Here is a 14,100-nt window from a genome sequence, read left to right on the forward strand (position 1 = left end):
CTTATTTGAGATTCGCGTAGTACGCGGCCAGATCGGCGATGTCCTGGTCGGACAGGCTGCCGGCAATGGCGTCCATCGTGGGATGGCTGCGCGCGCCTTTCTTGTACTCGTTGAGGGCGGTTTCGATGTACTTGGCGTTTTGGCCAGCAATCATCGGCACGTGATAGAGCTCGGGGAACGTCGCCTTGTAGCCTTCGATGCCGTGGCAACCGATGCACATGGAAACCTTGTCGCGGGCGTTTTGGATGTTACCGACAGGCGCTGCGTCAGCAGCAACAGCCTGGCCGGCGATCGCACAGGATGCTATCGCGGCCAACACGGAAACCGTGCACTTCAGAGAGGTTCGCAACTTCATTGGAATGGCTCTTCTTGGTATGGCTTAAGGACTAGGGCCTGCTCACACGTCGGCCCCCTGCAAACACGTTGCGGGTCGAACCCAACTGCAAAACCGCCTGATTGTACGATAATTGCTCAGGATTAATACCTTGCGTTGGGTATTGATCACCGTCAATCCTCGGAAGCCATCAGCCTATGTCCGCAGCCCAGTCCGCACACTCCGCCACGCCTGCCCGCTTCAACGGGACCGACTCTTACGTCGCCACCGACGACCTGAAACTGGCCGTCAACGCCGCCCTGACTTTGCAGCGTCCGCTGCTGATCAAGGGCGAGCCGGGCACCGGCAAAACCATGCTGGCCGAAGAGGTGGCGCGCGCGTTGGGCCGGCCGCTGCTGCAATGGCACATCAAGTCCACTACCAAGGCGCATCAGGGCCTGTACGAATACGACGCCGTTTCGCGCCTGCGCGACTCGCAATTGGGTGACGAGAAAGTGCGCGACATCCGCAACTACATCGTGCAAGGCACCTTGTGGCAAGCGTTCCAGGCGGACGAACCGGTGGTGCTGCTGATCGACGAGATCGACAAGGCCGACATCGAATTCCCCAACGACCTGCTGCGCGAACTGGACCGCATGGAATTCCATGTGTATGAAACGCGCGAGACCATCTCCGCGCGCCATCGCCCGCTGGTCATCATCACGTCCAACAACGAGAAGGACCTGCCCGACGCATTCCTGCGCCGCTGCTTCTTCCACTACATTCGCTTCCCCGACCGCGACACCATGCGCGACATCGTCGCCGTGCACTACCCGCACCTGAAGCAGGACGTGCTGCGCGCGGCGCTGGACACCTTCTTTGCGCTGCGCGATGCGCCCGGCCTGAAGAAAAAGCCGTCCACCTCTGAACTGCTGGACTGGCTGCGCCTGCTGCTGGCCGAAAACGCCACGGCGGCCGAGATCGACGCCCACACGGCCACCGCCGTGCCGCTGATGGCCGGCGCGCTGCTGAAGAACGAGCAAGACGTGCACCTGCTGGAACGCCTGGCGGCCATGACCCGCGGCGGCCAGCGCCGCTGATCCCCACGCCACCGGCCGCCTGCCCATGCTGATCGACTTCTTCTACCACCTTCGGGCACACAAGCTGCCCGTCTCGGTCAAGGAATACCTGACCCTGGTGGACGCCCTGCGCCACGACCTGATGGCGCCCACGCTGGACGAGTTCTACTTCCTGGCGCGCGCCACGCTGGTCAAGGACGAATCGCTCTACGACCGCTACGACAAGGCCTTTGGCGCCTACTACAAGGGCATCCAGGCAGCCCTGCCGGCGGACAAGGAAATTCCGCTGGACTGGCTGATCAAGGAGTTCGAGAAGAACCTGTCGCCCGAAGAAAAAGCCGCCATTGAAAAGCACGGCTGGGACAAGCTGATGGAGCTCTTCAAGGAACGCATGGAAGAGCAGAAAGAGCGCCACGCGGGCGGCAGCAAATGGATCGGCACCGGCGGCACCTCGCCGTTCGGCAACGGCGGTTATCACCCTGAAGGCATCCGCGTGGGCGGCGCGTCGGCGGGCAACCGCTCGGCGGTCAAAGTCTGGGACATGCGCCAGTTCAAGGACTACGACGACCAGGTCGAACTAGGCACGCGCAACTTCAAGGTGGCGCTGCGGCGCTTGCGCCGCTTTGCGCGCCAAGGCGCCGACATGGAGCTGGACCTGGACGACACCATCGCCAGCACCGCGCGCAACGCCGGCCATCTGGACCTGCGCATGGTGCCCGAGCGCCACAACACCGTAAAGGTGTTGATGCTGCTGGACGTGGGCGGCAGCATGGACGACCACATCGGCCGGGTGGAAGAATTGTTTTCAGCGGCGCGCAGCGAATTCCGCAATCTGGAAGTCTATTACTTCCACAACTGCCCGTACGAAAGCCTGTGGCAAAGCAACCGCCGCCGCCAGAATGAACGTTTCGACACCTGGGACGTGCTGCGCAAGTACAACCCGGATTGGCGGCTGATCATCGTCGGCGACGCCACCATGAGCCCGTACGAAATCCTGCAACCCGGCGGGTCCGTCGAGCACTACAACAAGGAACCGGGCGCGCAATGGATGCGGCGGCTGCTGGATGCCTGGCCGAAATCGGTGTGGCTCAACCCCGAACCCACCGCGTCGTGGCAATACCGTCAGTCCATCGCGCTGATGCGCGACATCATGCAGGACCGCATGTATCCGGTCACCGTCGCGGGTCTGGAACAAGCGATGCGGGTCCTCTCCAAATAAGCCTTACCCGTCCACCGGCTGCTCAGGCGTATCCAGCGTCAACTGATAAAAAGCCAGGTCCAGCCAGCGGCCGAACTTGAAGCCCGCTTCGCGGATTGTGCCGGCGTGTTTGAACCCCAGCTTCTCGTGCAGGCGGATGCTGCCGTCGTTCGAGGCATCAATGCCGCCGACCAGCACGTGCACCTGATTGATGCGTGCCCGCTCGATCAGCACGCGCATCATCGCTTCGCCCAGGCCCCGGCCGCGAAAACGCCCGTCCACGTAGACGGAATGCTCGACGGAATACTTGAACGCGGGCCAGGCGCGGAAGGTGCCATAGCTGGCAAACGCCATCAGCTCGCCGGCCGCGTTTTCAAACCCGACCACCGGAAAGCCGCCCTGCTGCTTGGTCTGGAACCATCCCTGCATCGCTTCGCGCGGGCGGGGCTTGTAGTCGTACAGCGCGGTGGAGTTGACGATGGCGTCGTTGAAAATGGCCAGTATCTGATCCGCGTGGCGTTCGTACGTGCAATCAACAAGGGTTGCGCCGTCGGGCGCGTGGGTGTCAGCGGGCGAGTTCATGGCGAAAAATTGTACTGTCACGGCCCGCATTTGTAGCCGCTGGCAACGGGCCTGGGCACAAAAAAAACCGCCGATCCGGCGGTTCAGTAAGGTGTTGCCGCTTCTGGCCACTCTCAGGCGGCGCGGCTCTCCACAGATCGGTTGGTGGCGGACGCGTGCCGCGGGCCGGGGCACTTGCGCCATGAAAGCTCGTCCGCATCCATGTCCAGGTCAAACAGATCATTGGCGGCCGGCCACGGATGGCTGCGCACGGCCGCGCCTTCCATCTCAAGCACATGTCCGGCAAACCCACGGGGCGAACCGCCGCATTCCGCGAAGTATCGTTGTGCGTTCAAGTCCACCACATAGGTGGTCATATCATGGGTCAGTATGGCCACGAATTGGCCGTCATCACTGGCATAGGCGTACTGAAACTGCCCTTTGATTCCGTCGCCGCTCAAGGCGCTACCGGTCAATTGGGACAGAGCACGCGTGACGATTTCGGTCAGCATGGGTCGTTCCTCCGAAAAATGCGCCGGCAGGATGCCGGCAGCGAAGGCGCGAACGACAAGCACCGGCGCCGCGCTTGCGGCGGCGTCTGGCGTTGGACGGGAAGCCGGGTAGACGGCTGTCGCGCATCCCGTCGGCAACAGCTACTACGTCTGGAAAAGCTTACACCCGCAAGCCGGACGACCTCAAATTTGCCTTGCGCACGAAGGATATTGCAGTGCAGCACCCTCTGGTGGCGCTGCTTTCCGCGCCTTATGCCGCCGCAACCGGCATGCCGCCTGGCTCTGCGTCACCGTTATTCCGACCCATCCAATGCTCGCGGCGCAGGCGATAAAGCACATGCTCACGCAGCGGATGGCCCGGGGACAACGCCGGATGATCAAACGTGCCGGCATCGGCCTGCATGCCAAGCCGCGCCATCACCGCGCGCGAGCGCTGATTGCCCACCGCCGTGAACGCCACGATTTCATCCAGCCTGATCTGTTCGAACCCGACGCGCAATGCCGCTTCAGCGGCTTCGCTGGCATAGCCACGCCCCCAAAACGGCTGCGCCAGACGCCAGCCCACTTCGACCCCCGGCGCGAACGGCAGCATCGCCGGCATGGGCTTGATACCGACAAAGCCGACGAAAGGCGCCACACCGGGCGCTTCAACGGCCCAAAACCCCCAGCCATGCTCGTCAATGCCCGCCGCCAGCCGTCCGGCCAGCGCATCGCTTTCCTGTGCCGACAGCGGCAGCAGGAACTCGGTCACGCGCGGATCCGCGTTCATTTCCGCGAACGGCTGGCGGTCATCCGCGCGCCATTGCCGCAGCACCAGACGCGACGTTTCTACTTCCAGCGATAACGACATGTCGCACTTCCTTGTATTGCGTCTCAGGCTTGCAGCGCCTGAACCATTGCCAACGTATACACTCCAACGGATTCTGCCATGCGAAAGGAATTGTTTGCCATGCGCCTGTCCCTGTCGAAGCTGCCGCGCCCATTGGGTGCGCTGCTGTTCTCCTCCTTCCTGGCCTTTCAGGCCGGCGCCGCCGATCTTCCGGCGGGCGTCTCGGAGGCCGCCTCGGTTGAAGGCATCACTGAATATCGCTTGGCCAATGGCCTCAGGGTGCTGCTGGTACCCGACGAGTCCAAGCCGTCGACCACCGTCAACATGACCTACCTGGTGGGCTCGCGCAACGAGAACTACGGCCAGACCGGCATGGCGCACCTGTTGGAACACATGCTGTTCAAGGGGACGTCCACCACGCGCAACGCCATGGGCGAGTTTTCCCGCCGTGGCCTGCAGGCCAACGGGTCCACCTCCAGCGACCGCACCAACTACTTCGCCAGTTTCGCCGCCAACCCCGACACCCTCAAGTGGTACCTGGGCTGGCAAGCCGACGCCATGGTCAATTCCCTGATCGCCAAGGAAGACCTGGATTCGGAAATGACCGTGGTCCGTAATGAAATGGAAAGCGGCGAAAACAGCCCGTCGCGCATCCTGATGCAAAAAATGCAGGCGGCTGCCTACCAGTGGCACAGCTACGGCAAGAACACCATCGGCGCCCGCTCCGACGTTGAAAACGTGGACATCGGCCAGCTTCGCGCCTTCTATCACGAGTACTACCAGCCCGATAACGCCGTGCTGATCGTGGCCGGCAAGTTCGACCCCCAGGCCACCCTGGCGGACATCGAACAAACGCTGGGCAAGCTGCCCAAGCCCGACCGCAAATTGCCGCCCGAGTACACCGTTGAACCGGTGCAGGACGGCGAACGTTCGGTCACCTTGCGCCGTACCGGCGGCACGCCTCTGGTAGCCGCCATGTACCACATCCCCGCCGCCGGCAGCCCCGATTTCGTGCCGCTGGACCTGGCCACCGTCATCCTGTCGGATACCCCGTCGGGCCGCCTTTACCACGCACTGGTCGCCACGAAGATGGCCTCGGGCGTGTTCGGCTTCACCATGGAAAACCGCGATCCCGGCCTGGCGATGTTCGGCGCGCAGTTGCCGCCCGGCAAAGACCTGGACGCCGCCATGAAGACGCTGACCAGCACGCTGGAATCGCTGGGTAAAACGCCTTTCACGCAACAGGAACTGGACCGCGCGCGCAGCAAATGGCTGACCGCCTGGGAACAAACCTACAGCGATCCCGAGCAAGTTGGCGTGGCGCTGTCCGAAGCCATCGCCGCCGGCGACTGGCGCTTGTTCTTCCTGCAACGCGACCGCGCCCGCAAGGCCACGCTGACTGAAGTCCAACAAGTCGCCACCACCTATCTGCTGCAAAGCAACCGCATCGAAGGCCGCTACATCCCCACGGAAAAGCCGCTGCGCGCGCCGCAAACGCAACGTGTGGACCTGACTTCCGTGTTCAAGGACTACAAGGGTGATCCGGACTTCAAGGCGGCATCCGCCTTTGATCCCACGCCCGAAAACATCGACAAGCTGACGCAAAGAAAGACACTGGAGCTCGCCAACGGGCCGGTTCAATTGGCGCTGTTGCCCAAGGCCACGCGTGGCAGCCGCGTGCAGGCGCAGATGCTGATTCAGTTCGGCAATGAAAAAGACCTGCTTGGCCAGCGCGTGAACTCGAGCGCCGCGGCGGATCTGTTGATCCGAGGCACGGCCAAGCTGTCGCGCCAGGAAATCCAGGACCGCCTGGACAAGCTGCAAGCCGAGCTGGGCTTCAGCGGCGGCGGCACGACCCTGAAAATCGCCATGTCGACCAAGGGCGAGAACCTGCCCGAGCTGACCGCGCTGGCTCTGGAAATCGTGCGCAACGCCAACTTCCCCAAGGAACAGCTGGACGAATACCAGCGCCAGCTTGAAACCTCGATCCAGAACGCCATGACCGAGCCCACGGCCTTGGCCGGACGCGCCCTGGCCCGCCAGGACAACCCGTGGCCCGCTGACGACTTGCGCTATGTGCCGACGTTTGAAGAATCCTTGGCCAGCGTGCGCGGCCTGAACCGCGACGCGCTCGCCAAGTTCCACGCCAAGTTCTACGGCGCCGGCAAGATCGAGTATTCCGCCGTGGGCGACTTCGAGCCCGCGGCTGTTGAAAAGGCCATCACCACAGGCCTGGCCGGTTGGAAGAAGGCGCCCGCCTACACCCGCGTGCCCAACCCGTATCGCGACATTCCCGCCAAGCAGTTCGACATCAATACGCCCGACAAGGCCAACGCCTTCTACGTGTCGCGCATGCCGTTGAAGCTGCAAGACACGGATGCGGATTACGCGGCCCTGTATCTGGCCAATTATCTGTTCGGTGCGTCGGAAACGTCACGCTTGTGGAACCGCGTGCGCGAAACCGAGGGCCTGTCCTACAACGTGCGCAGCTCGCTGTCGGTGTCGTCGTTCGAACCCAGCGCCAGCTGGACCATGTACGCCATTTACGCCCCCCAGAATCGCGAACGCCTGGAAAAGGCTATCAACGAGGAACTGGCGCGTGTGCTGAAGGACGGCTTTTCCGACAAGGAAGTGCAGGACGGCATCAACGCGCTGCTGAACTACCGCAATCTGGCCCGCGCACAAGACGACATCCTGGCCAGCACCTGGCTTGACTACCTGCAACGCGGCCGCACGTTTGAGTGGTCAGCCGAGATGGACAAGAAGATCTCCGCCTTGACGCCCGATGTGGTCAACGCGGCGTTACGCAAGTACCTGCGCGCCGACGGGTTCAGCACCGCGGTTGCGGGCGACTTCACGAAGAAAGCCACGCCCTGAACAATAGGCACCCCACAAACCCCTGCCATGTGCAGGGGTTTTTTTGCATCAGCGGATATGCACAGGGCTATCCATCAGCTTGCCCGGCATGCATAACCCTACGAAAAACGGGGAGATTTTCCAAAATCGAACGTATTACTCGACTATTTGGAAAGATGTTTTCAAGTATTAAGGGTTTATCCCAGGTGAGATAGCGCGCAGAATTCGGTCATCGGGAACAAAAAACGAACCACGACGGTAATGCCGGATTCGCTCCCATCCAAGATGACACGGAGGTCTCAATCATGAAAACCCTAACCACCACCCTGCTGCTATCCCTGGCTTTGGTTGGCGTTGGCGCCCAAGCCGCCGGCGTTGAACAAGCCAAGACCCGCGACCAGGTCGCGACCGAATTGCAGCAAGCCAAGGCCAACGGCCAATACACGTTTGGCGAACTGGACTACCCGCCCGCCCTGCCCCAAGCCGCCAGCTTGAGCGCGCAAGACGTGCAAGCCCAGTTGCAACAAGCCAAGATCAGCGGCGAATACACCTTCGGCGAACTCGAATACCCGCCCACCCATGCAGCGCCGGCCAGCGTGAAGACCCGCGCCGACGTCCAGCAAGAACTGGCCCAAGCCAAGGCCAGCGGCCAATATACGTTCGGCGAGCTCGACTACCCGCCGACCACCCGGTGAGCTGCTTGCTGTAGCCCGGCCGGTCTCAGGCGGCATCATGGCCTGGGACCGGTTTTTTAAGGCACAGCGGCAACCGCAGTAGCAGTAGAAGTAGTAGCAGTAGAAGTAGTAGCAGTAGTAGCAGTAGCAGCACCAAGGCCGCGGCATAAAACCGCGGCCTTTCTATTACGTAGGATGGGTGAAGCGCGCACCCCCCGTCATCAGCATCCCAACATCCACCGCGCGCAACCCATCAAGCAGCGCCCCAACCCCACACAAATCCCCTCAAGAACCAAAAAAATCCCCCGCAAAAACCCAAAAAAAAGCCGCGACCAAATTCGCGGCTTTTTCCCATCCTTCAGCCCTATCAGCTGAAGAACTCCTTCACCCGATCCGTCCAGGACTTGCTTTGCGGCGAGTGGCGATCGCCCCCGTCGTTCAGCGACGTCTCGAACTGGCGCAGGATGCTCTTTTGGTCCTCGCTCAGGCGCACCGGCGTTTCCACCACCACGTGGCAGTACAGATCACCCGGATAGCTGCCCCGCACGCCGCGAATACCCTTGCCGCGCAAACGGAAGGTTTTACCGGACTGCGTGCCCTCGGGAATCGAAATCTCGGCCTTGCCGCCCAACGTCGGCACCTGCAATTCGCCGCCCAACGCCGCCGTGGTGAACGGAATGGTCAGCTCGCAGTGCAGGTCGTCGCCATCGCGCTGGAAGATCTTGTGCTGCTTGATGTGGATTTCCACATACAAGTCGCCCGGAGGACCGCCGTTGATGCCCGGTTCGCCATTGCCGCTGGAGCGGATACGCATGCCGTCATCGATACCGGCCGGAATCTTCACCTGCAGCGTCTTGTTGCGGCGGATACGACCCACGCCGTCGCACGCCGGGCAGGGATCAGTGATTTCCTTGCCGTTGCCGTGGCAGGTCGGGCAGGTTTGCTGCACGCTGAAGAAACCCTGCTGCATGCGCACCGCGCCCGAACCCCCGCAGGTGCGGCAGGTCTTGGGCGATGTGCCGGCCTTGGCGCCAGAGCCGTGGCAGGTATCGCAGTGTTCCCAGCTCGGTACGCGGATTTCAGTGTCGAACCCGGCCGCGGCCTGTTCCAACGTGATTTCCAGCGCGTACTTCAGGTCGGCGCCGCGGTACACCTGCGGGCCGCCGCCACGACGGCCACCGCCGCCGCCGCCAAATATCTCGCCAAAAATGTCGCCGAAGGCGTCGGCGAAACCGCCGCCCATCCCCGCCCCGCCCATGCCGGCGGAATTGGGGTCCACGCCCGCATGGCCGTAGCGGTCATACGCGGCACGCTTCTGTTCATCGCCCAGGACCTCGTAGGCTTCCTTGGCTTCCTTGAACTTCTCTTCGGCTTCTTTGCTGTCCGGATTGCGGTCCGGGTGGTATTTCATGGCCAGCTTTCGATAGGCCTTCTTGAGTTCGTCGTCCGAGGCGTTCTTTGCCACGCCCAGAACTTCGTAATAGTCGCGTTTTGCCATGATCCGTGGGCTCAAAAAAGAGCCATCTTTTCAGTGCTACAGAATGAGTACGCCCGGTAGGCGGATTTCTCCGGCTACCGGGCGGCAGAGGCTGGTCAGCGCCCGGCCATTATTGGTCGCGCTTGACTTCCTTGAAGTCGGCGTCAACGACGTTGTCGTCCACCGGCTTCGCGTTATCGGCCGCTTGCTGCTGGCCGGCGGCTTGCTGCGCCTGCATGTCGGCGTACATCTTTTCGCCCAGCTTCTGCGATGCGGTCGACAGGGCTTCCACCTTGGCGTCGATCGCGGCCTTGTCGCCTTCCTTCAGCGTGTCTTCCAGGTCCTTGATGGCGGCCTCGATGCTTTCCTTTTCGGAAGCCTCGAGCTTGTCGCCGTACTCGGTCAACGACTTGCGGGTGGCGTGCACCAGCGCGTCGGCCTGGTTGCGCGACTGAGCCAGCTCGGCAACGCGGTGATCTTCCTCGGCGTTGGCCTCGGCATCCTTGACCATGCGCTGGATCTCGTCTTCCGACAGACCCGAGTTGGCCTTGATGGTGATCTTGTTTTCCTTGCCGGTGCCCTTGTCTTTCGCGGACACGTGCAGGATGCCGTTGGCGTCGATGTCGAACGTGACTTCGATCTGCGGCATGCCACGCGGCGACGGCGGGATCCCTTCAAGGTTGAACTCGCCCAGCGCCTTGTTGCCCGCGGCGATTTCGCGTTCGCCCTGGAACACCTTGATCGTCACGGCCGGCTGGTTGTCGTCAGCGGTCGAGAAGGTTTGCGAGAACCGGGTCGGGATCGTCGTGTTCTTCTGGATCATCTTCGTCATCACGCCGCCCAGGGTTTCGATACCCAGCGACAGCGGCGTCACGTCCAGCAGCAGCACGTCCTTGCGGTCGCCCGACAGCACGGAACCTTGAATGGCGGCGCCAGCGGCGACGGCTTCGTCAGGGTTCACGTCCTTGCGCGGTTCCTTGCCGAAGAATTCCTTCACCTTTTCCTGAACCTTGGGCATGCGGGTCATGCCGCCGACCAGGATCACGTCGTCGATGTCGGAAACCTTAACGCCGGCGTCCTTGATGGCGACGCGGCAGGGTTCGATCGTGCGTTCGATCAGTTCTTCGACCAGCGCTTCCAGCTTGGCGCGCGAGATCTTCAGGTTCAAGTGCTTCGGACCCGAGGCGTCCGCCGTGATGTACGGCAGGTTGATTTCGGTTTGCTGCGCCGAAGACAGTTCGATCTTGGCCTTTTCAGCCGCTTCCTTCAGGCGTTGCAGGGCCAGCACGTCCTTGGACAGATCAACGCCTTGTTCTTTCTTGAACTCGGCAATGATGTAGTCAATGATGCGCTGGTCGAAGTCTTCGCCGCCCAGGAAGGTGTCACCGTTGGTCGACAGCACTTCAAACTGCTTTTCACCGTCGACGTCAGCGATTTCGATGATGGACACGTCGAACGTGCCGCCACCCAAGTCATAGACGGCGATCTTGCGGTCGCCCTTTTCGGTCTTGTCCAGACCGAAGGCCAATGCAGCCGCGGTGGGTTCGTTGATGATGCGCTTGACTTCCAGACCGGCGATGCGGCCGGCGTCCTTGGTGGCTTGGCGCTGGCTGTCGTTGAAGTAGGCGGGCACCGTGATGACGGCCTCGGTCACTTCTTCGCCCAGGTAGTCCTCGGCGGTCTTCTTCATCTTGCGCAGCACGTCGGCCGACACTTGGGGAGGCGCCATCTTCTTGCCGCGCACTTCCACCCAGGCGTCGCCGTTGTCGGCGCGGGCGATGGTGTAGGGCATCAGATCGATGTCCTTTTGCACTGCCTTTTCTTCGAACTTGCGGCCGATCAGGCGCTTCACCGCGTACAGCGTGTTGCGCGGGTTGGTCACGGCCTGACGCTTGGCAGGCGCGCCGACCAACGTCTCGCCGTCGTCCATGTAGGCGACGATCGAGGGAGTGGTGCGAGTGCCTTCCGCGTTTTCAATGATTTTGACCTGCCCGCCGTCCATGACAGCCACGCAGCTGTTGGTCGTGCCCAGGTCAATGCCAATAATCTTGCTCATGGTGGGTTACCTTGAATTAAATCTATGAAAATAGAGGAAAACTTCTTGTCCCCACATAACTGGGGTTGCTCGCAGGGTTTTCAAGACGTCTGGCTTGAATTTTCCGCAATCGGATCCTGCAAGCGCTGGATCGCCGCCGTGAATTGGGGCAATCCGGGCCAACCGGTGATGCGCCCCAACCGTTTGCCGGCCCGATACAGCACAAAAGTGGGGACACCATGCAGCGAAAAGCGCCGGCCCAAGGGTTCGTCGGCGTAGACGTCAGCCTCGAACCAAGTCAAGCCCAGGTTCAACAAACTATCCTGGTGCAGCAGCGCCGCCTGCTTGAAAAGATTGCAGTTATAGCAATCCTGCCCCCACAAAAACACGCAACGCAGATCCGTTCCCGGCGCCTGGACCACGGCGGCGTCGAATCCCGCGGTGTCGACATGACGCATGCCGAACACCTGGAAGACTTGAGCCGGATCGAAGCGGGGGTCGGTCATGGCGCGCGGGGAGCGGTTCAGCCTTGGCCGGCAGACACAACCACCAGCGCCGGGCGCAACGTGCGGTCGGCAATGACGTAGCCCTTTTGCAGCAACTGCACCACGGTATTGGCCGGCTGCTCATGGGGAATCGACGAAATTGCCTGATGCAGGTGCGGGTCGAACTTGTCGCCCTGGGCCGGCGCGATGTCCTTCAGCATGTTGCGCTCGAACGCGGCGGACAACTGCTTCAGGGTCACTTCGACGCCTTCGCGCAGGGTCTGAACGGTCTGGTCGGGCTGGGCCAACGCGGCTTCCAGGCTGTCTTTGACCGGAACCAGGCTCTCGGCAAACGATTCGATGCCGAATTTGCGCGCCTTGGACACTTCTTCCTGGGCGCGGCGGCGCACGTTTTCAGCTTCGGCTTGCACACGCAGAAGCTGGTCATGCTGCTCATTGACGGTAGCCTGGGCGGCGTCCAACTGGGCGCGCAACTCGTTCAGCTCGGCCTGAGCGTCGTCCTGGGCGGCGGGGGCCGCGTCGGCGTTCTGGCCGACTTCGGGCGTCTGATCTGCAGGCTCGTGGGGTGCCGTCATGGGGAATCCTCCAAAAAGAATGGCTTTCGCAGACATGAATGGGGGCCAATACCCCTATTTCAAGCCCGGGAAAGCGAAATATTCCCTGACGGCGCCCGCCCAGGCCTGGGCGGGCTGGGCCGCTTACTTTTTGTGGGGCTGTGCGGGCGCAACCGGGTCGCTGGCCGGAAAGCTTTCCTTCAGCGCGCGGTCAACCTGCTTGTCGTCGTCGTCCGGTTCCGGACGGATCGCGATGGGGTCGCTGGCCGGGAAGGTCTCCGCCAGCGCTTCGTCCAGGTCGTGCTCGACCTGATCCTCGTCCACCGGGGTCGCAACCGTCCCCTTTTTTACATCCTTGCCGCTCTTGGGATCATGGTGCATGCGCCTTCTCCTTCAAGTCCGTGTTGACCTGGATCTTCAACGGCCAACCCTGCAAGTTTCGTTCCACCAAGGTGGCCAAGCCGGCGATCCACGCTGGATCGTCGTTCAGCGCGGGGATGTACCGAAACTGCTTGCCGCCCGCCTCGATAAAGGCGTCGCGGCATTCCAGGCTGATCTCTTCCAGGGTTTCCAGACAGTCTGCCACAAATCCCGGGCACACCACATCCACCTCGGTGACCCCCGAAGCGGCCAAGGCCTTAAGCGTGGGCTCGGTATAGGGTTCGAGCCAACGGGCCGTGCCGAAGCGGCTTTGGAAGGTCACTTCAATCTGCTCACGCGGCAGGGACAGGCGCTGCGACAGCAGGCGTGCCGATTCCATGCAATCGCGGTAATAAGGGTCGCCCAGCTCAATGGAATAACGCGGCAAACCGTGGAAGCTCATGACCAGTTTCTGCGGCTTGCCGTGGTCGCGCCAGAAGGATTCGATGCGGGCAGCCAGCGGGTCCAGCCAGAGCGGGTCTTCGTGAAACCGCTTGGTGAAGCGCAGTTCGGGCTGGTCGCGCAAGCGCGCGGCATGCCGGGTCACGGCGTCCACCACGGTGGCGGTGGTGCTGGCGGCGTACTGCGGGTACAGCGGCACGGTCAGGATGCGCTCGCAACCGGCCGCGCGCAGGCGGGAGATCGCGTCCGGAATGGACGGGTTGCCATAGCGCATGCCCAATTCGACCACGGCGTCGATGCCCGCCACTTCCAGCGCGGCACGCACGCCATCCGCCTGCCGCCGGCTGTAAACCATAAGCGGCGAGCCGTCCTTCAGCCAGACGCCGGCATAGCGCGGCGCGAGCTTCTTGGGACGCAAGGTCAGTACCAGCCCATGCAGAATGGGCTTCCAGAGATAGCGGGGGATTTCAATGACGCGCGGGTCGGACAGGAACTCACCCAGGTATTTGCGGATGCCCGGGATATCCGGGGTATCAGGCGTGCCAAGGTTGACCAGCAGCACCCCGACCTTGCTGGGCGCGCGGGCAGGCGGGTCTTCGTTGAAGGGGTCGTCCTGCTCGGCTTCCGGCAGGTAGCGTTCAGGCCACAAATACTTGAACAGGCGAAGAAACACAAAAACTCCCC

Annotated in this window: 14 protein-coding genes; 4 read left to right on the forward strand and 10 right to left on the reverse strand. The window is 62.2% G+C overall.

The features are described 5' to 3' along the window. Position 1 precedes the first annotated feature (1 nt). On the reverse strand, positions 2-355 hold the full coding sequence (locus tag M2361_RS23690) for a cytochrome c (protein WP_100852845.1): 354 nt from the start codon (positions 353-355) through the stop codon (positions 2-4). A gap of 176 nt (positions 356-531) precedes the next feature. Between M2361_RS23690 and M2361_RS23695 the strand changes: the two genes are divergently transcribed. Beyond that, on the forward strand, positions 532-1,413 hold the full coding sequence (locus M2361_RS23695; protein ID WP_100852846.1) for a MoxR family ATPase: 882 nt from the start codon (positions 532-534) through the stop codon (positions 1,411-1,413). A gap of 25 nt (positions 1,414-1,438) precedes the next feature. Continuing rightward, positions 1,439-2,611 carry a VWA domain-containing protein gene (locus tag M2361_RS23700; protein ID WP_100852847.1) on the forward strand — a complete coding sequence of 391 codons (1,173 nt, stop codon included), beginning with the start codon at positions 1,439-1,441 and terminating at the stop codon, positions 2,609-2,611. A 3-nt stretch (positions 2,612-2,614) separates the two neighbouring features. Here M2361_RS23700 and M2361_RS23705 read toward each other — a convergent pair whose 3' ends face one another. From M2361_RS23705 to M2361_RS23715, 3 genes are all read right to left on the reverse strand, one after another. Beyond that, positions 2,615-3,172 (reverse strand): GNAT family N-acetyltransferase, encoded by a 558-nt coding sequence (locus M2361_RS23705; protein WP_259252158.1) that lies wholly within the window; start codon positions 3,170-3,172, stop codon positions 2,615-2,617. A 113-nt stretch (positions 3,173-3,285) separates the two neighbouring features. Further along, complete coding sequence (locus M2361_RS23710; protein ID WP_259252159.1) at positions 3,286-3,663, reverse strand: hypothetical protein; 378 nt, start codon at positions 3,661-3,663, stop codon at positions 3,286-3,288. 250 nt (positions 3,664-3,913) lie between these two features. Next, positions 3,914-4,513 carry a GNAT family N-acetyltransferase gene (locus tag M2361_RS23715; protein WP_259252160.1) on the reverse strand — a complete coding sequence of 200 codons (600 nt, stop codon included), beginning with the start codon at positions 4,511-4,513 and terminating at the stop codon, positions 3,914-3,916. A gap of 99 nt (positions 4,514-4,612) precedes the next feature. Here M2361_RS23715 and M2361_RS23720 point away from each other — a divergent pair, with 99 nt between their 5' ends. Together M2361_RS23720 and M2361_RS23725 are read left to right on the forward strand one after the other, a co-directional pair. Continuing rightward, positions 4,613-7,369 carry a pitrilysin family protein gene (locus tag M2361_RS23720; RefSeq protein WP_259252659.1) on the forward strand — a complete coding sequence of 919 codons (2,757 nt, stop codon included), beginning with the start codon at positions 4,613-4,615 and terminating at the stop codon, positions 7,367-7,369. Between the two features lie 284 nt (positions 7,370-7,653). Beyond that, entirely contained in the window at positions 7,654-8,043 is a 390-nt protein-coding gene (locus tag M2361_RS23725; protein WP_259252162.1) for a DUF4148 domain-containing protein, read from the forward strand. 346 nt (positions 8,044-8,389) lie between these two features. On the opposite strand, the gene dnaJ is transcribed toward M2361_RS23725, so the two are convergent. The 6 genes from dnaJ to hemH form a co-directional block, all read right to left on the reverse strand. Continuing rightward, positions 8,390-9,520: a molecular chaperone DnaJ gene (dnaJ, locus tag M2361_RS23730; RefSeq protein ID WP_259252165.1), complete on the reverse strand. Its 1,131-nt coding sequence runs from the start codon at positions 9,518-9,520 to the stop codon at positions 8,390-8,392. A 109-nt stretch (positions 9,521-9,629) separates the two neighbouring features. Beyond that, the gene (dnaK, locus tag M2361_RS23735) at positions 9,630-11,555 is read right to left on the reverse strand and encodes a molecular chaperone DnaK (RefSeq protein ID WP_050447234.1); all 1,926 of its coding nucleotides are present in this window, start codon (positions 11,553-11,555) and stop codon (positions 9,630-9,632) included. An 80-nt stretch (positions 11,556-11,635) separates the two neighbouring features. Next, complete coding sequence (locus tag M2361_RS23740) at positions 11,636-12,040, reverse strand: thioredoxin family protein (protein ID WP_259252168.1); 405 nt, start codon at positions 12,038-12,040, stop codon at positions 11,636-11,638. A 17-nt stretch (positions 12,041-12,057) separates the two neighbouring features. After that, positions 12,058-12,615 (reverse strand): nucleotide exchange factor GrpE, encoded by a 558-nt coding sequence (gene grpE / locus M2361_RS23745; protein ID WP_050447236.1) that lies wholly within the window; start codon positions 12,613-12,615, stop codon positions 12,058-12,060. 123 nt (positions 12,616-12,738) lie between these two features. After that, positions 12,739-12,975 carry a hypothetical protein gene (locus M2361_RS23750; RefSeq protein WP_259252169.1) on the reverse strand — a complete coding sequence of 79 codons (237 nt, stop codon included), beginning with the start codon at positions 12,973-12,975 and terminating at the stop codon, positions 12,739-12,741. Further along, on the reverse strand, positions 12,965-14,089 hold the full coding sequence (hemH, locus tag M2361_RS23755; RefSeq protein ID WP_259252173.1) for a ferrochelatase: 1,125 nt from the start codon (positions 14,087-14,089) through the stop codon (positions 12,965-12,967). The genes M2361_RS23750 and hemH overlap by 11 nt, the downstream gene beginning before the upstream one ends. Positions 14,090-14,100: the final 11 nt, after the last annotated feature.

The organism is Achromobacter sp. JUb104 (assembly GCF_024806975.1).
Taxonomy (GTDB): Bacteria; Pseudomonadota; Gammaproteobacteria; order Burkholderiales; family Burkholderiaceae_B; genus Achromobacter; species Achromobacter spanius.